At 57.8% G+C, this 21295-nt stretch carries 18 protein-coding genes and 2 pseudogenes; 14 read left to right on the top strand and 6 right to left on the bottom strand.

From position 1 onward, the window contains the following. Positions 1–5: 5 nt before the first annotated feature. The 8 genes and pseudogenes from rseP (at position 6) to lpxB (ending at position 8001) form a co-directional block, all read left to right on the top strand. A pseudogene (gene rseP / locus VDP61_RS10990) lies at positions 6–1359 on the top strand (RIP metalloprotease RseP). Positions 1360–1465: 106 nt separating this feature from the next. Continuing rightward, positions 1466–1603 carry a hypothetical protein gene (locus VDP61_RS10985; RefSeq protein WP_323006933.1) on the top strand — a complete coding sequence of 46 codons (138 nt, stop codon included), beginning with the start codon at positions 1466–1468 and terminating at the stop codon, positions 1601–1603. A gap of 224 nt (positions 1604–1827) precedes the next feature. After that, positions 1828–4092, top strand: a complete 2265-nt coding sequence (bamA, locus tag VDP61_RS10980; RefSeq protein WP_323006932.1) for an outer membrane protein assembly factor BamA — start codon at positions 1828–1830, stop codon at positions 4090–4092. Between the two features lie 29 nt (positions 4093–4121). Continuing rightward, the gene (locus VDP61_RS10975) at positions 4122–4724 is read left to right on the top strand and encodes an OmpH family outer membrane protein (protein ID WP_323006931.1); all 603 of its coding nucleotides are present in this window, start codon (positions 4122–4124) and stop codon (positions 4722–4724) included. A gap of 79 nt (positions 4725–4803) precedes the next feature. Then, the gene (fabZ, locus tag VDP61_RS10970; RefSeq protein ID WP_323006930.1) at positions 4804–5271 is read left to right on the top strand and encodes a 3-hydroxyacyl-ACP dehydratase FabZ; all 468 of its coding nucleotides are present in this window, start codon (positions 4804–4806) and stop codon (positions 5269–5271) included. Then, positions 5268–6053: an acyl-ACP--UDP-N-acetylglucosamine O-acyltransferase gene (lpxA, locus tag VDP61_RS10965; protein ID WP_323006929.1), complete on the top strand. Its 786-nt coding sequence runs from the start codon at positions 5268–5270 to the stop codon at positions 6051–6053. Before fabZ ends, lpxA begins: the two co-directional genes overlap by 4 nt. Beyond that, positions 6050–6889 (top strand): LpxI family protein, encoded by an 840-nt coding sequence (locus VDP61_RS10960; protein WP_323006928.1) that lies wholly within the window; start codon positions 6050–6052, stop codon positions 6887–6889. The genes lpxA and VDP61_RS10960 overlap by 4 nt, the downstream gene beginning before the upstream one ends. After that, a complete protein-coding gene (gene lpxB / locus VDP61_RS10955) occupies positions 6886–8001 on the top strand; it encodes a lipid-A-disaccharide synthase (RefSeq protein ID WP_323006927.1) in 1116 nt (371 codons plus the stop codon). The genes VDP61_RS10960 and lpxB overlap by 4 nt, the downstream gene beginning before the upstream one ends. Positions 8002–8083: 82 nt before the next feature. Here the strand turns inward: lpxB and mnmA are convergent, their stop codons facing one another. Beyond that, positions 8084–9223, bottom strand: coding sequence for a tRNA 2-thiouridine(34) synthase MnmA (gene mnmA, locus VDP61_RS10950; protein WP_323006926.1), 1140 nt, complete (start codon positions 9221–9223; stop codon positions 8084–8086). 120 nt (positions 9224–9343) lie between these two features. On the opposite strand from mnmA, the gene VDP61_RS10945 reads away from it, so the two are divergent. From VDP61_RS10945 to VDP61_RS10925, 5 genes and pseudogenes are all read left to right on the top strand, one after another. Continuing rightward, positions 9344–9622, top strand: coding sequence for a DUF1153 domain-containing protein (locus VDP61_RS10945; RefSeq protein ID WP_323006925.1), 279 nt, complete (start codon positions 9344–9346; stop codon positions 9620–9622). Positions 9623–9717: 95 nt separating this feature from the next. After that, the gene (gene ctrA, locus VDP61_RS10940) at positions 9718–10431 is read left to right on the top strand and encodes a response regulator transcription factor CtrA (protein ID WP_323006924.1); all 714 of its coding nucleotides are present in this window, start codon (positions 9718–9720) and stop codon (positions 10429–10431) included. A gap of 65 nt (positions 10432–10496) precedes the next feature. Then, a pseudogene (gene ligA / locus VDP61_RS10935) lies at positions 10497–12618 on the top strand (NAD-dependent DNA ligase LigA). Next, a complete protein-coding gene (gene recG, locus VDP61_RS10930) occupies positions 12615–14702 on the top strand; it encodes an ATP-dependent DNA helicase RecG (protein ID WP_323006923.1) in 2088 nt (695 codons plus the stop codon). Before ligA ends, recG begins: the two are co-directional and overlap by 4 nt. 88 nt (positions 14703–14790) lie before the next feature. Then, complete coding sequence (locus VDP61_RS10925) at positions 14791–14913, top strand: hypothetical protein (RefSeq protein WP_323006922.1); 123 nt, start codon at positions 14791–14793, stop codon at positions 14911–14913. 162 nt (positions 14914–15075) lie between these two features. Here VDP61_RS10925 and VDP61_RS10920 read toward each other — a convergent pair whose 3' ends face one another. After that, positions 15076–15504 (bottom strand): iron-sulfur cluster assembly scaffold protein, encoded by a 429-nt coding sequence (locus VDP61_RS10920; RefSeq protein ID WP_323006921.1) that lies wholly within the window; start codon positions 15502–15504, stop codon positions 15076–15078. A gap of 66 nt (positions 15505–15570) precedes the next feature. Here VDP61_RS10920 and hisI point away from each other — a divergent pair, with 66 nt between their 5' ends. Continuing rightward, entirely contained in the window at positions 15571–15933 is a 363-nt protein-coding gene (gene hisI / locus VDP61_RS10915; RefSeq protein ID WP_323006920.1) for a phosphoribosyl-AMP cyclohydrolase, read from the top strand. A 21-nt stretch (positions 15934–15954) separates the two neighbouring features. On the opposite strand, the gene gluQRS is transcribed toward hisI, so the two are convergent. The 4 genes from gluQRS to gyrA all read right to left on the bottom strand — a co-directional run bounded on the left by gluQRS (position 15955) and on the right by gyrA (position 21262). Continuing rightward, positions 15955–16794, bottom strand: coding sequence for a tRNA glutamyl-Q(34) synthetase GluQRS (gene gluQRS / locus VDP61_RS10910; protein ID WP_323006919.1), 840 nt, complete (start codon positions 16792–16794; stop codon positions 15955–15957). Then, on the bottom strand, positions 16782–18143 hold the full coding sequence (gene trmFO / locus VDP61_RS10905) for a methylenetetrahydrofolate--tRNA-(uracil(54)-C(5))-methyltransferase (FADH(2)-oxidizing) TrmFO (RefSeq protein ID WP_323006918.1): 1362 nt from the start codon (positions 18141–18143) through the stop codon (positions 16782–16784). The genes gluQRS and trmFO overlap by 13 nt, the downstream gene beginning before the upstream one ends. A 90-nt stretch (positions 18144–18233) precedes the next feature. Further along, positions 18234–18560 (bottom strand): hypothetical protein, encoded by a 327-nt coding sequence (locus tag VDP61_RS10900; RefSeq protein ID WP_323006917.1) that lies wholly within the window; start codon positions 18558–18560, stop codon positions 18234–18236. Beyond that, positions 18557–21262: a DNA gyrase subunit A gene (gene gyrA, locus VDP61_RS10895; RefSeq protein ID WP_323006968.1), complete on the bottom strand. Its 2706-nt coding sequence runs from the start codon at positions 21260–21262 to the stop codon at positions 18557–18559. Before gyrA ends, VDP61_RS10900 begins: the two co-directional genes overlap by 4 nt. Positions 21263–21295: the final 33 nt, after the last annotated feature.

The raw sequence follows: 21295 nt of genomic DNA, 5'->3' as shown, positions 1-21295 counted from the left end.
GTACAGTGGAAATTATGACTCTGATCCCGTCCTTTGGTAATCTTGCCTGGACGCTGGCCGCCTTTGTTGTCGCCTTGTCAATTATTGTCGCTGTGCATGAATATGGCCATTACATTGTGGGCCGCTGGACGGGAATTCAGGCAGAAGTGTTCAGCCTCGGTTTTGGTCCGGTGTTGTTTTCGCGCGTTGACCGGCGCGGCACCCGCTGGCAATTTGCGGCGATTCCCTTTGGGGGGGTTCGTGAAATTTCTGGGCGACAGTGATGCTGCCTCTGGCAAGGATGGCGCGGTTATCAGCACCCTTTCAGAAACCGAGCGCCGCCGCACCATGCACGGCGCCCCGCTTTGGGCGCGGGCGGCAACCGTGCTTGCGGGCCCCGTGTTCAATTTCATCCTGACGATTGTGATTTATTTCGCGGTGATCCTGCATTTTGGAATCGCGGTGGACCGTGCGGTGATCGGCAAGGTCGCCCCGCTGCCGAATGACAGCCAAACCCTGGTGGCTGGCGATGAGATTTTGGCCGTAGATGGTATCGCAATCCCTGATCTGCAAGGTTTCTTGACCGCAGCGCGTGCCTTGCCTGCGGCCCCTTCGGTTGCGTATACTGTCGCCCGTGCTGGCCGCGACATCACGATTGACGGGCCCTATCCGTTCCCCGCGCTTGTCGGCTCCATCGCCCTCGAATCCGCGGCGCAGGATGCAGGCTTGGCCGAAGGGGATGTGATCTTGTCGATCAATGATCAGCCGGTCAACGCCTTCACCGATCTTGTCGCTTATGTAAAAGCCAGCAAGGACGCGCCGCTTTCCCTGCAAATCTGGCGCGCTACGGCAGAAGGGGGGGGGACCACATTCGAAACCACCCTGACCCCTCGGCTGACCACAAACCCGCTGCAAGATGGCGGGTTCGAGGAACGCTTTCTGATCGGTTTGGGTGAGGGCCTGATGTTCACCCCCGAGCTTTACACCCCCGGCCCGGTTGAAACCCTGTCGCTAAGCGTGCAGCGGACATGGTCGCTGATTACCACCAGCCTGTCAGGGCTAAGCCATATCGCCAAGGGCGCGATTTCATCTTGTAACCTGCGCGGCCCGATCGGCATCGCCAAAACCTCCTCGGCGGCGGCATCGCAGGGTGGTTTGACCTTTATCATGATGATCGCGGCGCTTTCGACGGCCGTCGGCCTGATGAACCTGTTTCCGATTCCGGTGCTGGATGGCGGCCATCTGGTCTTTCACGCCTATGAGGCGATAACGGGCAAGCCCCCTTCGGACGGGGCGCTGCGGGTCATGATGATGATCGGACTCGCGCTGCTGCTGTCGCTGATGGTGTTCGCGCTGGGGAATGATCTGTTCTGCCCATGAGGCGAAAATCGTTGCTGAACGCCCGAGGTTTTGGCTGTCAGCCCCAATCGCGCCACATTTGCGCGATAAGATAGGGCTATCGCAAGATCAACCACAGGTGAAGACGATGCAAACTGTTGTGAATGGCTATCAGGGGATTTCGCTTTTGCTGGGGTTGAACTGGGACCGACTGTTCAGCGTGGGCACTATTGGTGTCGGGCTGCTGGCCGGGGCTTTCTTGGGCCAAGTCATTCTGGCGCCCTGATCGGGTGCTGCAAACACCGGCCGGGCCTGTGCAGCATTAACACATAGAAACAATAAGCTGCTCTGCCCTTTTGACAAGCCGATCCATTCCCGCTAGTCAGGGTCAACAGGATCAGATCATGGGGCAGAACAATGCATATTGCGGAACGGGTTTCCATATCCCGCAACATATTGCGCCGGGTTAAACGGCATTCTGCCATCGTATCGGTTTCTTTAATAGTCTCAATGGCTTGTTTGGGTACCGCTTGGCAGGCCGAGGCGCAAACTTATCAATTTTCCAATGTCCAGGTTGAAGGCAACCAGCGCGTTGATGTCGCAACGATCCTGTCCTATGCAGGAATCGGGCGCGGGCAGGCCGTATCGGCAGGCGAGTTGAATGACGCCTATCAGCGTATTTCGGACGTCGGTCTGTTTGAAAGCGTGGAAATTGTGCCAAAAGGCAACACCCTGGTCATCAAGGTGAAAGAATTTCCGACCATCAACATCATCAATTTTGAAGGCAACAAACGCCTGAAAGATGAGATGCTGGCGTCAATCGTGAAATCGCAATCGCGCCGCGTGTTTTCACCCGCACAGGCCGAGGCGGATGCCGCCGAGATCACCAAAGCCTATCAAGAGGCGGGCCGCATCGCCGCGACCGTAGATCCCAAAATCATTCGCCGCTCGGGCAATCGCGTTGATCTGGTGTTTGATATTCGCGAAGGGAAAGTTGTTGAGGTAGAGCGCCTTAGCTTCAACGGCAACCGCGCGTTCAGTGACCGCCGTTTGCGCCAGGTTCTGGCGACCAAACAGGCCGGGTTGTTCCGCACGCTGATCCAGTCTGATACATTCATCGCTGACCGGATCGAGTTTGACAAACAGTTGTTGAAAGATTTCTATCTGGCGCGTGGCTACGTCGATTTTCAGGTGCTTGACGCCGTTGGCGAAGTGACCCGCGAACGGGACGGGTTCTTTGTTACTTTCACCGTGCGCGAAGGTCAAAGCTTCAAGGTCGGTAGTGTGACGACGGTGTCCGAAATCGAGGGTGTCGACGCCGCGGAATTTGAAAAGGTGCTGAAACTGCGTCCGGGGGTTACCTATTCCCCGACCGTGATTGAAAACAACATCACCCGGATGGAGAATCTGGCGCTGAAAAAGGCGCTGAACTTTGTCTCGGTGGAGCCGCGAATCACCCGCAATGAACGTGACATGACGCTTGACGTCGAGTTCGTGATTACGCGCGGCCCGCGTGTCTTTGTGGAACGCATTGATATTGAAGGCAATACCACCACCTTGGATAGGGTTATTCGCCGCCAGTTCCGCAGTTCCGAAGGCGACCCGTTCAACCCGCGTGAGGTGCGCCGCGCTGCGGAACGGATCCGTGCGCTTGGATTTTTCAAGGACGCCACGGTTGAGGCCGAGCAGGGCAGTGCCGGCGATCAGGTGGTCGTGAATGTTGATGTCGAAGAGCAGCCCACCGGCTCACTGACCTTTGGCGCAAGCTATGGTGCCGATTCGGGGGTGGGCCTGACTGCCGGATTTACCGAAACCAACTTTCTGGGGCGCGGCCAAACACTCGGGCTTTCGATCGCGACGGCCTCGGCTTCAAAAAGCGGCAGTCTGACATTTATCGAGCCAGCTTTCCTTGGTCGGGATCTGGAGCTGTCGTTCAACGGCAACTATACAGAAACGAAAGAAGACAATTCCTTCTATAATACGCGGGCGGCGGAAATTGGGGTCGGTATCGGCTTTCCTGTCGGGGAAAACAGCCGCTTGCAGTTGAATTACAAACTTGCTGAAACTGCGATCCGTAACGTCAACGCCACCTCCTCGCAGATATTGCATGACGAAGAAGCCGTGGGCGGGCAATTTGCCTCGTCGGTTGGCTATGCGTTCAGCTATGATACGCGTAGCTCTGGAATTGACCCGACCGGCGGGCTGTTGTTGCGCTTCAGTCAGGACTTTGCCGGTCTGGGCGGCGATCTTCGGTATATCTCGACCAATGGTTTGGCCTTGGCCGAGCGTCGCGTGCTGAATGATGACGTAACGCTGCGCGGCGTGTTCGAGGCCGGCATGATCAACATGGTCAAGGGCAACTCGCGTGTGACCGAGCGTTATTTTGGCAGCGGCAAAATTCGGGGCTTTGAAGGCAACGGCCTTGGTCCGCGTGACCTGGGTGTTGGCAATCAGGATGCGTTGGGCGGCAACATGTTTGCCGTGGCCCGGTTTGAAACAGAGTTTCCGATCGGCCTGCCCGAAGAATATGGCATCCATGGCGGTACTTTCCTTGATGTTGGCTCTGTCTGGAGCCTTGATAACGTCAATGGCGGCCCAAAGGGTGGACCAATCTCGGCTGTCGACGATGGGATGAAGCTGCGGGCTGCTATCGGTCTCTCTGTGTTCTGGGATACGCCGATCGGGCCTTTGCGCTTCAACTTTGCGAAGGCGCTGAAAAAAGAGAACTATGACAAGACGCGCGTCTTTGATTTGACGATTTCGTCGCAGTTCTGATGATCTGGCGGGGGGCAGCGGCGTCTTGCATGGCGTTTGCAGCAGCGGGCTGGTTTGCCTGTGCATCGGCGCAAGAAGCTGCCCCCTCTGCCCCTAATTTGGGGCCACAGCGCGCGTTTCAGTCGCAGGTTTTGACCATTGATCAGCAACGTGTGTTCGAAGATTTGGATTTTGGAAAATCATCTCTGGTGCGGCTGGAGGCCGATTTACGGAATCTTCAGGCCGAGATCAGAAAGATTGAATTGGATCTGGAGATTGAAGAGCGATTGCTGACAGAACGCCGTGCCACCTTGCCCTTGGCCGAATTTCAGCCGTTGGCCCGTGCCTTTGATGAAAAGGTTGAAAAGATCCGCGCGGCATGGATCAACAAAGACCGCGATCTTAAACGTCAACGCGAAGATGACCGGCAGAAATTCTTTCAAATCGCTGTGCCGATTTTGGCTGAGCTGATGCAGGAAATGGGGGCGCTGCTGCTGGTAGATAAATCCACCGTCATCCTGAGCCTTGACCGTGTTGATATTACCCAAGCTGCGATCGACCGTATCAACGCGCGGTCGGCAGACAGCACGGAACGCATTGATACCGCACCGCAAGCTGGCCCTGAAACGCCACCCACAGAATCAAACCCTTGACTGCTGTACTTGGCTTGTTTCATCCGGGCCGGTTTGTTACTCAAACGACACCATGACACGGCCCCAAAGGACGTAACTGATGACCGATTTAACTGCCTTGCCTACCACGGCCGATATTGACCTGATCCAGCGTATTCTGCCGCATCGCTACCCGTTCCTGCTGGTCGATAAAGTTCGGGACATTGTACCCAATAAATCTGCCGTCGGCATAAAATGCGTCACGATGAATGAGCCGCAATTCCAGGGCCATTTCCCTGGCAAGCCGGTGTTTCCGGGCGTTCAGATTATCGAAGCCCTGGCGCAGACGTCGGGTATCCTTGTTGGCGTTTCGCTGGATCTGGCAGATAAAAACCTGCTGGTCTATTTCATGGGGATAGATGCGGTGAAGTTTCGGCGCATGGTGGTGCCGGGCGACGTGATGGAGCTGCACGTCACCGTAAAGCGCGGCGGCGGAAAAGTCTGGAAGTTTGAGGGCCGGGCAACTGTCGACGGCGAGCTTTGCGCCCAGGCCGAATTTACCGCGATGATGGACCTGCCAAAAGCATGACGGCGCTGATCCACCCCAGCGCCGTGGTCGACCCCGCCGCAACTATTGGCCCCGGCTGCAAAATCGGCCCGTTTTCCATCGTCGGCCCCGAGGTCACACTCGGCGCGGGCGTTGAACTCAAATCCCATGCTGTCGTCACCGGCTGGACCGAAATTGGCGCGGATACTGTCATTTTTCCCTTTGCCTGCGTTGGCGAAGTGCCGCAAGATCTGAAATTCAAGGGCGAACGCACCCGTTTGATCGTTGGTGCGCGCTGCCGGATCCGTGAAGGGGCAACGCTTAACACCGGCACACAAGGCGGCGGTGGCGTTACCCGCATCGGGGATGATTGCCTGCTGATGACCGGCGCTCATATCGGCCATGATGCGCAGGTTGGTAATCGCGTTATCCTTGCCAATCAGGCCGCAATCGCCGGCCATTGCCACATCGGCGATGACGTCATCATCGGCGGGCTTTCGGGGGTTCATCAATGGGTCCGTATTGGCCACGGCGCTATTATCGGGGCTGTTACCATGGTAACCAATGATGTGCTGCCGCATGGCCTTGTCCAGGGACCGCGCGGCGATCTTGACGGCCTTAACCTTGTCGGGCTTAAACGTCGCGGGGTGGATCGCGCCGAAATCACCGCATTGCGTGCGGGGTATCAAATGCTGGCCCAGGGCGAAGGCAGTTTTCTTGACCGTGCCCGAAAGCTGGCCGTCGAAACAGATAGCAAACATGTGCGCGAGATGACCGATTTTATCCTTTCGGCCAGCGACCGTTCGTTTCTGACGCCAAAATGACGGGACTTGCGCTTATTGCGGGGGAGGGTGCCTTGCCCGCCGCCCTTGTGGCCGCGATGGTCGAAAGGCCTTTGATTGCGGCGCTGGATGGCTACGCCCCCTTTGGCCTGACGCCTGACCTGAGCTTTCGCGTTGAACGTCTGGTGCCCTTTCTCAATCACTTGCGCGGTCAGGGGGTTACGCGGGTTTGCTTTGCGGGGGCTGTCGCACGCCCCGCGCTTGACCCATCGCTTTTTGATCCGCTTACCGCGCAAATGGTTCCGCGTCTGATTACCGCCATGCAGGCCGGGGACGACGCTACATTGCGTGAAGTGCTTAAGATTTTTGAAGAATTTGATATGGAAATTCTTGCCGCCACGGAATTGGCGCCGGGTCTTACCTGTGCTCCGGGCGTGCTTGCCGGCAAAATCAGCCCGCAGGACGTGGCAGATGCAACGCGCGCTGCGGCCATCACCGCTGCTTTGGGGGCGGTGGATGTGGGGCAGGGGACGGTGGTGCAAGCCGGTCTTTGCCTTGCGGTTGAAACCCTGACAGGGACAGATGCGATGTTGCAAGGCGTGGCAGGGATTGCTGGCCACCTGCGCCCGAAATCAACGAAAGGCCTCTACTTCAAGGCCCTTAAGCCGGGCCAGGACTGGCGTATAGATCAGCCCACTATCGGCCCGCAAACGCTTGTTAATACAGCAAAAGCTGGTCTTGGCGGCATCGTTTTCCAATCAGGTGGCGTTATCGTGCTTGACCAACCCGCATTGGTAAAACAAGCCGAGTTGCTTGGCCTTTTCCTTTGGTCGCGCCCAGAAGAAAAGCAGGAAACACAGCCGGAAATCGGGCTGTGAAGCTGACCCTCATTGCGGGGGAACCCTCGGGGGATCGCCTCGGCGCGGCGCTGATGGCCGCGCTGAAGACGCTGAAACCAAACCTGCAATTTCACGGGGTTGGCGGCCCGCTGATGCAGGCCGAGGGTCTTGAATCACTGTTCCCGATGGAGGAACTGTCGGTAATGGGCATCGCCGAGATTTTGCCAAAGCTTCGCGCCCTGAAACGTCGAATCGCGCAAACCGCCGCCGCTACCCTGGCCGAGGCCCCTGCCGCGCTGATCACCATTGACAGCCCGGATTTCTGCCTGCGCGTGGCAAGAATTGTCAAATCAAGCCGCCCCAACCTGAAAACCATTCACTATGTCGCGCCCTCGGTCTGGGCGTGGCGGCCCGGTCGCGCGGCCAAAATGGCCCGCTCTATTGACCATGTTCTTGCCCTGCTTCCGTTTGAGCCGCCTTATATGACTGCCGCCGGGATGAGCTGTGATTTCGTCGGTCACCCGGTCGTAGCCGAGCCGCTGGGCCAGAAAACAGCGCAAGACGGCCCGCTGATCCTTGCCCTTCCGGGGTCGCGGCGCGGTGAGGTCACGCGCCTTGCCCCCATCATCGGCGAGACGCTTGGCCTTATCAAGGCCCGTCACCCAACCGCCCGTGTGGCGCTGCCGACAGTCCGTGGCGTGGCTGGCCTGGTCCAAGATATGACCCGCGATTGGCCTATTCAGCCCCAAATTATTGAAAATCCTATGGAAAAACGGAACAGCTTTGCCAATGCAGATGTGGCCATCGCCGCTTCTGGCACCGTTTCGCTGGAACTTGCGGCCAATGCCTGCCCGATGGTTATTGCCTACCGGATGAATCCGCTGACCCTGTGGCTTATGCGACGGGCCGCCCTGGTCGATAGCGTGACGTTGGTTAACCTGGTCTCTGAAACGCGCAGCGTGCCCGAGTTTCTTGGTGCCGACTGCCGTGCCACGACTATCGCGGCGGCGGTTCTGGCCCTGATGTCACCGGGCCCGGAACGCAGCGCCCAACTTGCGGCGATGGCGGTTACGATGGACCGTTTGGGGCGTGGTGGCGAACCGCCGGGCCTGCGTGCGGCCCGCTCGGTTCTGGCCCAGCTTTCGATGTGAGCGGCGGCAAGAAACCGCTTGATTGAACCCAGATCAAGCCGTGTATAAAGGTGACGTCAGCCACATTTGGCGTTTGGCCGCCTTACTTGCCGCGCCAAATCCAGCCGCCGCCCAAAACCCGGCTGCCCGTGGTTTCGTAGAAAACACAGGCCTGACCGGGCGACACGCCTTCTTCCGGGCTCAGAAGTTCGACCTCGGCTTCTGTTGCTGAAATTGGTCGCAAAATGGCGTTTCTTGGCGGGCGCGTAGACCGGACCTTGGCCATGATCGGCCATTCCTTGCGACTGTCCAAAGGGGCATCCCCCAGCCAGTTGATTTCGCGCAGCGGCACGATTTGGGTCGATAGGGCCTCTTTTGGCCCGACCGCGACGCGCTTCAGGTCTGCGTCCAGTTTTACAACATAGAGCGGGTCTTCCAGCCCGCCGATGCCCAAGCCCCGGCGCTGCCCGATTGTGTAGTGAATGACGCCGCGATGTGTGCCCAGCACCTCGCCCTGCATATCCACGATTTCACCCGGATCGGCCGCGCCTGGGCGCAGTTTTTCAATCACAGCGGCATAATCGCCGTTGGGAACGAAACAAATATCCTGACTATCGGGTTTATCCGCTACGGTCAGCCCGAACTTGGCCGCCAAAGCCCGCGTCTCGGCCTTGCTTTCCAGATGCCCCAAAGGAAAGCGCAGATAGGCCAGTTGCTCGGCCGTGGTCGAGAACAGGAAATAGCTTTGATCGCGCGCGTGATCGGCCGCCATATGCAACTCTGGCCCGATCGCGCCATCTTTGCGCTGAATGTAATGGCCGGTTGCCATGCAGTCGGCATCCAGATCGCGGGCGGTGTTCAGTAAATCCTTGAATTTCACCCGCTCATTGCAGCGAATACAAGGTACCGGCGTGGCCCCGGCAAGATAGGCGTCGGCGAATTCATCAATCACGGCCTCGCGAAAGGCATTTTCATAATCCAGCACATAATGCGGAAAACCCATCACCTCGGCCACACGCCGTGCGTCATGGATATCGCGGCCAGCACAGCATGCGCCTTTTTTTGCCAGCGCCGCGCCGTGGTCATAAAGCTGCAAGGTGACGCCGACCACGTCATAGCCCTCGGATGCCAGTTGGGCCGCCACAGCCGAGCTGTCAACGCCACCCGACATTGCAACCACAACGCGCGTTTCGCTTGGCGGCTTGGCAAAGCCGAGGGAATTCATCGGATGATCAAGGGACATTTTTTCGCCTTTTCGCTGATGTCTCGCAATATAGGAAAATGCAACACAGTCTCAACCCCATGTTTCACGCTTGATTAAGGCTGACACCGCAAAGTGGCAGCACGCAAAGAGGGTTGTGTGATGTATTTGAAAAAAGTTGATGGACCACGGCAAGTAACACTGCCGGATGGTGCGGTTCTCAGTCGCGCCGATTTACCCCCCGCAGATACGCGGAGATGGGTCGCCAGTCGAAAAATGATCGTCGTCAAAGCGGTAATTTACGGGTTGATCACCGAATCAGAGGCCCTGCAACGCTATTCCTTGTCGGATGAGGAGTTTGCGTCATGGCGCGCCGCCGTCGAGACGTATGGCGAAAATGCCCTGAAAGTGACAGCAATTCAAAAATATAGACAACTTTAAGTTGTAATTCGCTTGGGTCTTGTCACAGTAACTCCCAATTAACCATTGACCTGCAAGGTGGTTAACGAACAGCGGATAGATGCGGAGTTACCTATATGCGAATTCTCTTGGTGGAAGATGATCCTACGACATCGCGCAGCATTGAACTGATGCTGACCCATGCAAACCTGAATGTGTTCTGCACGGATCTGGGCGAAGAGGGGATTGATCTTGCAAAACTGTATGACTACGACCTGATTCTTCTCGATATAAACCTGCCCGATATGAGCGGGCATGATGTGTTGCGGCAATTGCGTCTGGCGCGGGTCGACACGCCGATTCTTATCCTTTCAGGGGCGGATGATACGGACAGCAAGTTGAAAGGCTTTGGTTTTGGGGCAGATGATTACATGACCAAACCCTTCCACAGGGAAGAGTTGGTCGCGCGTATCCATGCCATCATTCGCCGATCGAAAGGCCATTCGCAATCGGTCATCAAGACCGGACAAGTCTGCGTGAACCTGGACGCAAAAACCGTGGATGTGGATGGCAAATCAGTGCATCTGACGGGCAAAGAGTACCAGATGCTGGAACTTTTAAGTTTGCGTAAAGGGACGACATTGACCAAGGAGATGTTCCTGAACCACCTTTATGGCGGCATGGATGAACCTGAACTGAAGATCATTGATGTGTTCATCTGCAAGCTGCGCAAAAAACTGGCCGAGGCGACAGGGGGGGTGAACCATATCGAAACCGTCTGGGGCAGGGGCTATGTTCTGCGCGACCCGACCCCGGGCCAGGTACAAGCGCGTCTTGCTGTTGGGGCGTGACTGACATCTGGACGCGACGCTGACAGACCCCTAAACCTGTTTTGAAGCGGGCGAAGGGGAAAGCCATGACCAAGCGGCCAGAAGATGATGTGTCTACACTGACAGAAGCAGAAGCTCGGGAAGAGTTGAAACGGCTCTCTGCCTTGCTTTTGGCTGCCAATATCGCCTATCACACACAGGATGCCCCCGAAATTTCGGATGCAGAGTATGATCACGCCAAGCGCTACCATCTGGCAATTGAACAGCGGTTTCCGCAACTGAGACAGGAAGACAGCCCAAGCCAACAGGTCGGCGCGACTGTTGCAGACGGCTTTACGAAGGTGGCGCATGAGGTTCGCATGCTCAGCCTTGAAAATGCATTTGACGAGTCTGACGTTGAAGATTTTGAAGACCGCGTTCGGAAATATCTCGGCCATACCGGACCGCTGGCCTTTACATCCGAACCGAAAATTGATGGGCTTTCTTTGTCGTTGCGCTATGAGAAAGGGCAGTTGGTGCAGGCTGCAACGCGCGGTGACGGGGATGTTGGCGAGAATGTCACCGAGAACGCGCGTACCATCGCTGATATTCCCCAAAAGCTGACAGACGCGCCTGATCTGCTGGAGGTTCGCGGCGAGGTCTATATGAGCCATGCCGACTTTCAATCCCTGAACGAACGACAAGCCGCGCAGGGGGGCAAAACCTTTGCCAATCCACGCAATGCCGCCGCAGGATCGCTGCGCCAGTTGGATGCGGGCATTACCGCGGCGCGGCCGCTGCGTTTTTTCGCCTACGCTTGGGGGGCGCTGTCGGCCCCGCTGGCCGCGACGCAAATACAGGCGATCAACCGCCTGAAAACGTTGGGATTTCAGACCAACCCCTTGACAGAAATCTGTTCTGGTGCTGCTGAAATGCTGGTGCAGTACCACGATATTGAAAGGCAACGGGCCAGCCTTGGCTATGATATTGATGGTGTGGTCTACAAGGTAAACGATCTTGCCTTGCAGCGGCGGCTTGGCCTTCGTTCTACCACGCCACGTTGGGCGATTGCGCATAAGTTTCCTGCTGAATTGGCTTGGACGCGCCTTCTCGCCATCGACATTCAGGTGGGGCGCACCGGCGCACTTTCGCCCGTTGCCCGCTTGCGGCCGGTTACTGTCGGGGGGGTTGTGGTGTCCAATGCCACACTTCACAATGAAGATTATATCACGGGCCGTGACAGCAAAGGCAGCCAGATTCGTGCAGGCAAGGATATTCGCGTCGGGGATTGGGTGCAGGTTTACCGTGCAGGCGATGTAATTCCCAAAATCGCGGATGTGGACCTGACACAACGTCCCAATGATGCGCAACCCTATGTTTTCCCTTCAGTTTGCCCGGAGTGCGGCTCATCCGCCCTGCGTGAGGAAGGGGATGCGGTGCGGCGTTGCACGGGCGGGTTGATCTGCCCCGCGCAGGCCGTAGAGCGGCTGCGCCATTTTGTCAGCCGTGCGGCCTTTGATATTGAAGGCTTGGGGGCCAAACAGGTTGAGGCTTTTTACCGGGATGGGTGGGTGTTGACCCCGGCCGATATTTTCACGCTGAAGGCCCGGTTTGGCACGGGTTTGAAGCAACTGAAAAATCGTGAGGGCTGGGGTGAAAAATCTGCAGAAAACCTGTTTGATGCCATTGATCACAAACGTAAAATACCCTTGAACCGGGTGATTTTTGCGCTTGGTATTCGTCATGTCGGTGAAAGCACTGCCAGCTTGCTGGCCAATCATTATTCCACATGGCCCAGATTTGAAATCGGCGGTGACCCATGCGACCATTGGTGCGGGCGCGGAATGGGATGCGCTTTTGGCGATTGATGGTATGGGTGCGGTGCTTGCGGCCTCGGTCGTGGCGACGTTCCAGAACGAAAAAGAGCGTGCGGCAATTGACGCGCTTGTTGCGCAACTGGATATTCAGGCGGTCAGCAAGCGCGCCCCGGTTGATAGCCCGGTGGCAGGCAAGACCGTGGTTTTTACAGGAACGCTGGAAAAGATGACGCGGGCGGAAGCAAAGGCACGGGCTGAAAGCCTTGGTGCCAAAGTGTCGGGCTCTGTCTCGGCCAAAACCGATCTGTTGGTGGCCGGGCTGGGGGCGGGCTCCAAAGCCAAGGCTGCCGCGGCCTTGGGGGTTGAAACCATCGACGAGGATGGTTGGATTGCCCTTATAGGCAGCATATGAGCAGGCCAGAGATTCTTTTCCCCCTGTTTGCCGGTCTGGAAACGCTGGAAGGTGTGGGGCCAAAAACCGCCAAGGCGTTTGCCGGTCTGGGCGTGGAAAAGCCCAAAGATTTGCTGCTTTTGCTGCCTCATTCGGGGGTGGATCGCGCGCGTCGCACCTCGGTCCGCGATGTGGTGCCACCTGCAACCGTGACGGTGGAGGTGACGATCGGCACCCATTTTGCGCCACGCGCCAAAGGGCGACCTTACCGCGTGATGGTGAACGACAGCGCCTTGGAATTCCAGCTTGTTTTCTTTCATGCCCGCGGTGATTACCTGCAAAAACTGTTGCCAACGGGGCAAAAACGCATTGTATCGGGCCGGGTGGAGGTGTTCGATGGTGTCGCCCAAATGGTGCATCCTGACCATATCTTGCTGCCAGAGGATGCAGATGAATTACCGCTTTTTGAGCCGATTTACCCTCTTGTGGCGGGGGTGACGCAAAAGATCGTGGCCAAGGCTGTGGCGGTGGCTTTGGCGCGCATGCCCGATCTTCCGGAATGGATCGACTTGGGGCAAAAGGCCAAGGAGGGGTGGCCGGATTGGTCGGCAGCCGTGCATTCTGCCCATGCCCCCAGCAGCAATGCTGATCTTGTGGCAACCGCGTCAGCCCGCGAACGCCTTGCTTATGATGAGTTTTTTGCCCATCAGGTTACTTTGTCACTGGCGCGTGCCTCGTTGCGCAAGGTCAAGGGGCGGGCCAGCCTGGCCACTGGCCGTCTTCAAGAAACCGTGCTGGCGGCGCTGCCCTACCAACCCACCGGGGCGCAGGCCCGCGCGGTGCGCGAGATTGCCGAAGATATGGCGACCCCGCTGCGGATGAGCCGTTTGCTGCAGGGCGATGTTGGCTCGGGGAAAACACTGGTCGCCTTTCTTGCGCTTTTGGTCGCGGTGGAGGCGGGTGGACAGGGGGTGATGATGGCCCCTACCGAAATTCTGGCACGGCAGCATTTGGCGGGTTTGGCGGAATTGGCCGCGCTTGCCGGGGTGCGGCTTGACCTGTTGACGGGCCGCGATAAAGGGGCTGAACGTGCCCGCAAGCTGGAGGATCTGGCGCAGGGGCGCATCCAGATTTTGGTTGGAACCCATGCCGTATTTCAAAAAGACGTGATCTTTCATGATCTTCGCCTGGCCGTTGTCGATGAGCAGCACCGTTTCGGGGTCGCGCAGCGGATGGAGCTGGGCGCGAAGGGGCAATGGGTGGATGTGCTGGTGATGACAGCCACGCCCATTCCGCGCAGCCTTGCGCTGGCCAGTTATGGCGATATGGATATCTCGGTGCTGGATGAAAAGCCGCCGGGGCGCAAGCCGGTGCAAACCGCGCTGGTGCCGACCGGACGCATGGATGAGGTGGTCGAAAAACTGCGCCAAGCGGTGGCCGAAGGGCGGCAAGCCTATTGGGTTTGCCCCTTGGTGGAAGATAGCGAGGTCCTTGACTATGCCTCTGCCGAGGCGCGATTCCAACATTTGCGAGCAACTTTGGGTGAAGGTATCGTGGCGATGGTCCACGGCCAGATGCCCGCTGCCGAGAAAGATGCGGCGATGGCGGGGTTCATTGCCGGCCATTCAGCGGTTCTGGTTGCCACCACGGTGATTGAGGTCGGGGTGAATGTGCCCAATGCCTCGATCATGGTGATAGAGCGTGCCGAAACCTTTGGTCTTGCGCAATTGCATCAGTTGCGCGGTCGGGTCGGGCGGGGCTCGGCCCAATCCACCTGCTTGTTGATGTATCAATCGCCGCTGAGCGAGACAGGGGAGCGGCGGTTGAAAGTGCTGCGCGATACCGAAGACGGGTTTCGCATCGCCGAGGAAGATCTGGCCATGCGTGGTGCGGGCGACCTGATCGGCACGGCGCAATCAGGTCTGCCACGATTTCGCGTTGCCGATATGGAACGCCAGACCGCATTGATGGCCGTTGCCCAATCGGATGCCCGCAAATTGCTGCATGATGACCCAGACCTGAGCAGCCCACGCGGGCAAGCGGTGCGCAATCTGCTGTGGCTGCTTGATCAAGATCGGGCGATTCGGTTGATTTCTGTCGGGTGAACCGGTTTTGTTCTTAAATGTTCCTATAAAGTTCTTTACATGAAGTTAATCATGTGAGAACAATACGGGAACAAGCAAGGAGGTTCCCATGATAGCCGAAATCAAAGCCGTCGCTGCCCGTTCATCTTCCACCCTGATCGAGGATCTTTTGGGGGTGCTTTCCTTGTTTGCTATATTGGTTGCAGGGCTGTCCTTGCCCTCGCTTATCTAGGTTTACTGCCTGCGATCTGTTGCCTTGGGTGTGTGCATCTGCTTCAAACACATGCCGCGTTTGCCTTTTTGGAAAAACGCCGGGGTTGTCCCACCTCGTTCGCACCCATCAGATACGCTTGACTTGCCGCCGCCAGCCCCACAGGGTTGTGCGGCGGTTTTTTTATTGGGTTTCGGCGGCCTCTGCGACCGCCTCTATCGCTAGCAGGATCGAGGCGTGGCGGTTGCGAAAATCACGCGCGGGTTCCAATGCGGCAAACCCATCAAATGGGGCAGGTGGCACCGCCCCCCCCGCCAACATCGCGCGCAGCCCGTCGCGCCCGGTTTGCAATTCTGCGGCTGTGCGGCCGATCACGACACGCCCGACGATTGCCGCCGCCGCCTGACCCAAGGCGCAGGCCTTTACGTCTTGTGCAAATTCGGTGACGCGCCCGCCTTGCATCACCAGATCGACCGTTACAACCGATCCGCATAGCGGTGCGCGCTTGCGCACAGTCGCCATTGGCGCGGGCAACCGCCCAAGATGCGGAATATCCGAGGCCAGTTCCAGAATGCGCCCGGAATAGAGCTTCATCATCTCAACATCGCTCATGGCTTTTCTCTTTGTCCTATACGGCATAGATAGTCGTACACGCCCATGATGCAAAGGAAAACCCTGATGTCATTCAACCCCAACACCTTGCAGTTTGATGACAAGGGCCTGATACCGGCAATCGCGCAGGATCATAGCACAGGCGAAGTCCTGATGATGGCGTGGATGAATGCCGAAAGCATCGCGCGAACGCTGGCCTCGGGGCGGGTCACCTATTGGTCCCGGTCCCGGCAGGCGTTTTGGACCAAGGGCGAAACCTCGGGTCATGTGCAAAAACTGGTCGAGTTTCGGGTGGATTGTGACCGCGATTGCCTGCTGTTGAAGGTTGATCAAACCGGGCCAGCCTGCCACACCAACCGACGGACCTGTTTTTACACCCTGGTAGAGGGCGGTGTTGAAACCCTGACCGCTTCGCCCATGACCGCCTGAGGCTCCACCGTGAAAGCGGGGCTACAGGCCAACCAGCGCCCGGATATCGGCGGGGCTGGCCCCGTCGGCCCGGTATTTCATCAGCGCCCGTGCATCATCACGTTTGGCCAGGCGTTTGCCCATATGGTCGCGAATCAGGCGGTGGTGGTGATAGCGCGGTGTCGGCAGACCAAGCAGATGCTGCAACAACACCTGTACCTCGGTGATTTCACAAAGGTCAGCGCCGCGTATCACCTGCGTCACCGCCTGATCGGCATCATCGACAACAGCGGCCAGCACATATGCCGTCGTGCCGATCGTCTTGCGCGCAAGAACCACATCGCCATGGTTTGCAAGCAGCTTTTCGGCGCTGATCACCTGTATCCCCGGCTGTTCGCTGCCGGTATCGGTATAGCACAGCGGCATGGTGATGCCGGCCAGCGCCGCCGCCATGTTCAAACGCAGGGCATCACCGGGCAGGCGGCTTGCCATGGTGCGATGGCGGCAGGTGCCAGGATAGCTGAGCGGCTTTTCCACACCCTCTTGCGGTGCCGAAAACGCCGCACGGATATCGGCGCGGCTGCAAGAACAGGGATAGACCAACCCGCGCGCGCCAAGATCGGCAAGAACAGCCGCATAGCGCCAGGTTTGTTGCGATTGGCGCAAAACCGGCTTGGGCCAGCTTAGCCCTAGCCATTCAAGGTCATCGAATATCTGCGCCTCCCATTCCGGACGGCAACGATCGGTATCCGTATCCTCGATCCGCAGCAAAAAGCGGCCGCCATGGGCCTGTGCCATGTCATAGGCCAAAAGTGCCGAATAGGCATGGCCCAGATGCAAGGGGCCGGTGGGCGAGGGGGCGAAGCGCGTTACGAAAGCCACGCGGAAAACGCCTCTTTGGCGCGGTCAGTATAGGCTTTGTAGCGTTCCTTGCGGCCCTTGCGGCCAGCTTTGGCATCAATGGGGGGAAACAGGCCAAAATTCACGTTCATCGGTTGAAAGCTTTTGGCATCGGCGCCGCCGGTAATATGGGTAATCAGCGCGCCCATCGCTGTTTCTGGCGGCGGCGGCGGCAAGTCGCGCCCCAAGATCTCAGACGCGGCCATGCGCCCGGCAAGCAACCCCATCGCCGCCGATTTTACATAGCCCTCAACCCCGGTGATCTGCCCGGCAAAGCGGATATTGGGGCGGGATTTCAGGCGCATCTGCCCGTCCAGCAGCGTGGGAGAGTTGATGAATGTATTGCGATGAATGCCGCCAAGCCGGGCAAAACTTGCATCCTGCAGCCCGGGAATCATTTTGAAAACAGCGGTTTGCGCGCCGTACTTCATCTTGGTCTGAAAGCCCACGATATTGTAAAGCGTCCCCAGTTTGTTATCGCGGCGCAATTGCACCACGGCATAAGGTTTTATCGGGCTATGGGGGTTGGTAAGGCCAACCGGCTTCATCGGCCCAAAGCGCAAAGTCTCACGCCCACGCTCTGCCATCACCTCAATCGGCAGGCAGCCGTCAAAATAGGGGGTGGGTTTATTTGGCGAGGACGCCGCCTCACCCTCATGGAACTCGGTCTTTTCCGCCGCCAAAAGCGCGTCAATGAAAGCTTCATAATCCGCTTTGGTCATCGGACAGTTCATATAGGCGGTTTGTTCCTCTTCCGTATCGCCCTTGTCATAGCGGCTTTGCATCCAGGCCACCGACATATCCACACTGTCGGCATAGACAATCGGCGCAATCGCATCAAAAAACGCCAAAGCATCGGCCCCGGTGGCACTGCGAATGCTCTCGGCCAGGCTGCCCGAGGTCAAGGGGCCGGTAGCCACAATCCAGTTTCCACTTGAAGGAAGATCTGTAATCTCTTCATAAGATACAGAAATCAATGGATGCGCCAAAATTTTTTCGGTTACCGCTGCGGCGAAAATACCCCGATCCACTGCCAAGGCGCCACCTGCCGGCAAGCGATGCGCCCGTGCGGTCTGCATGATAATCCCGTCAGCCGTTCCCATTTCCCAATGCAGCAAGCCTACGGCGTTTTGTTCATCATCATCCGAGCGAAAGGAATTGGAACAGACCATTTCCGCCAGATTCCCCGTCCGATGCGCAAATGTCGCGACCTTCGGGCGCATTTCATGGATGATCACACGGACCCCCATCTGCGCCGCCTGCCATGCCGCTTCTGATCCGGCCATACCGCCGCCGATAATATTCAAGATTTGGTTCGTCACGCCGTCCATCGCTTTCTTTTCGGTAAATCTATCCTGCGGGGGGGCCCTTGCGCTATTGCTTTCAGCGCTCTGGCGTTTGTCAGCCGCGGCGCCGGTGGCTTAGCGCAGAGCCGCCGCTTTAAAAAGCGCCGCCCGCTCTGCTCTTACAAACCCAGCCTTGTCCTCTCCATCAAACCGGCCCAACCGTGCGGCCGCCTCAAAGAATCCCAAAGCCGGCAGAACCCCGGTTTTTGCCCGGCACAGGGCCGCGCGAAACGGCTCTCCGGCCTCGGCGTCTTCTTGCATCGTCGTCTCCAAAGCTGCCGTGAGTTGCGCGATGCTGCCGGGATTTGGCAGGGCCAGGACCCGCGCCAAATCACCATAAGCAATCGTGTCACCCCGGCTGGCCAAGCCCTGCAAGGCCTCGACCAGTCCGGGCAGGCTCATTCGGCTTGGCCGCCGGCCTCAACGACCACAGCTTCAACCTCTTCGCTGTCACCCTGATCGGCTATGCGTGCAACAGACACCACAAATTCGCCCGCCGCAGTGTTGAAAACTCTAACCCCCCCCGCAGACCGCGAGCGAAATGAGATCCCCTCCACCGGCACCCGGATTGACTGACCCGTCGATGTTGCCAACATCACCTGATCAGACCGTTCAACCGGGAAGCAGGCAACCAATGCCCCATTGCGCCCGGCCATAGCCTTTACACCCTGGCCCCCACGCCCGCGCACCGGATAATCATGGCTGGATGACAACTTGCCCGACCCGCCTTGCGTGATCGTCAGAATCAAATCTTCTGCCGCCGACATCTCGGCAAACCGCTCTGGCGACAAGTCGCCTGCCACTACGGCTTCCTCATCCTCGCCCTCGGGTTCGCCCTCGTCCAACACGCCTTCCTGCGCCCGCCGCATTTTCAGATAGGCCGCGCGCTCATCCGGGGTTGCCTCAAAATGCCGGATAACCGACATGGAAACCACCGTATCGACGTCTTGCAGCCTGATCCCGCGAACACCCGTCGAGCCACGGCTTTTGAACACGCGAACTTCGGTCGTTGGAAAACGAATGGCCCGGCCGCCCGAAGTGACCAACATGATGTCATCATTTTCGTCGCAAATCCGGGCGTTTACCAAAAACACCCCTTCAGGCAGCTTCATCGCAATTTTGCCATTGCGCATCACATTGGTGAAATCTGAAAGCGCGTTTTGCCGCACATCACCATCCGACGTGGCAAAAAAGATCTGCAGGTTATCCCAGTCTTCTTCCGGCACATCCACGGGCAAGATCGCAGCAATAGACACGCCCGCCATGATCGGCAGAATGTTCACCATAGCTTTGCCCCGAGCATTGCGCCCCGCCAGCGGCAAGCGCCATGTCTTGAGCTTGTAGACCATCCCGTCAGTGGTGAAGAACAGCAGCTGCGTATGGGTGTTTGCCACAAACAGCGTGGTGACGACATCATCTTCCTTGGTGGACATCGACGAAAGCCCCTTGCCCCCCCGCTTTTGTGCGCGAAACTCATGCAAAGGCGTGCGCTTGATGTAGCCGCCGCTGGTTATGGTCACGACCATGTCTTCACGCTCGATCAGGTCTTCGTCTTCCATATCGCCCGACCAATCCGAAATTTCGGTCCGGCGCGGCACGGCAAACAGCTCTTTCACCTCTGTCAACTCGGCGGCGATAATCGCCATGATCCGGTCGCGGCTGCCCAGAATTTCCAGATAATCTTTTATCTTGCCGGCCAGTTCAGCCAGTTCATCGGTGATCTCACCCACACCAAAGGCGGTCAGGCGTTGCAACCGCAGGTCCAAAATCGCACGGGCCTGAATTTCCGACAGGTTATAGGTACCGTCGTCATTCACCTTGTGCGACGGATCGTCGATCAGCCTGATGAACGGAATGATTTCCCCCGCAGGCCAGCGCCGCGTCATCAACCGCTCGCGCGCCTCCGATGCGTCAGCCGAGGAGCGAATGGTCTGCACCACCTCATCCACATTGGAAACCGCGACAGCAAGGCCACACAGAATATGGCTGCGCTCGCGCGCCTTGCGCAACTCAAACGCGGTGCGCCGGGCAACCACCTCTTCACGGAAACTGATGAAATAGGTCAGAAAATCACGCAGCGTCAACTGCTCCGGCCGGCCGCCGTTCAGGGCCAACATATTGCAACCAAAGTGGATTTGCATGGGCGAGAAGCGGAACAACTGGTTCAGCACCACATCTGCTGTCGCATCGCGCTTCAGCTCAATCACAACACGCACACCGATCCGGTCGGATTCGTCTTGCACATGCGCAATTCCCTCAACCCGCTTTTCACGGACCAATTCGGCAATCTTTTCGATCATTGAGGCTTTATTGACCTGATAAGGGATCTCATCAATGATAATCGCCCAGCGGTCCTTGCGAATTTCTTCAACCCGCGTCTTGGCCCGGATCACCACGGACCCGCGTCCTTCAAGATAGGCCTTGCGCGCGCCCGACCGCCCCAAAATGACGCCCCCGGTGGGGAAATCCGGCGCCGGAATAATCTCCATCAGCGCCTCGGTCGACATATCGGGGTCGGCGATCAGCGCGAGCGTGCCGTCGATCACCTCGCCCAGATTATGCGGTGGAATGTTGGTCGCCATACCGACGGCAATACCGCCCGCGCCATTGACCAGCATATTGGGGTAGCGTGCAGGCAGCACCGTCGGTTCTCGGTCTTTGCCATCGTAATTGTCTTGAAAATCAACGGTATCCTTGTCAATATCGGCCAACAGGAAATTCGCGGTCTTCGCCATGCGCACTTCGGTATAGCGAAACGCCGCCGCCTTGTCGCCGTCCATCGAGCCAAAGTTGCCCTGACCATCCAGCAACACCAAAGACATCGAAAAGCTCTGCGCCATCCGCACCAGCGCGTCATAAATCGCGCTGTCGCCATGTGGGTGGTACTTGCCCATCGTATCGGCCACCGGACGCGAGGATTTGCGATAGGGCTTGTCAATCGTATTGCCAACCTCATTCATCGCATACAGAATTCGCCGGTGAACCGGCTTCAGCCCGTCGCGCAGGTCGGGGATGGCCCGGCTGACAATCACGCTCATCGCGTAATCCAGATAGGCCGTTTTCATTTCATCAGTGATGCTTACCTGCGGCCCGTCATGGGCCATGCGTTCAATGTTTTCATCAGCGTTTTCAATGTC

The sequence above is a fragment of the Pseudorhodobacter sp. genome (genome assembly GCF_034675685.1).
GTDB lineage: Bacteria > Pseudomonadota > Alphaproteobacteria > Rhodobacterales > Rhodobacteraceae > Pseudorhodobacter.
This window is presented reverse-complemented; position numbering and strand designations above follow the sequence as displayed.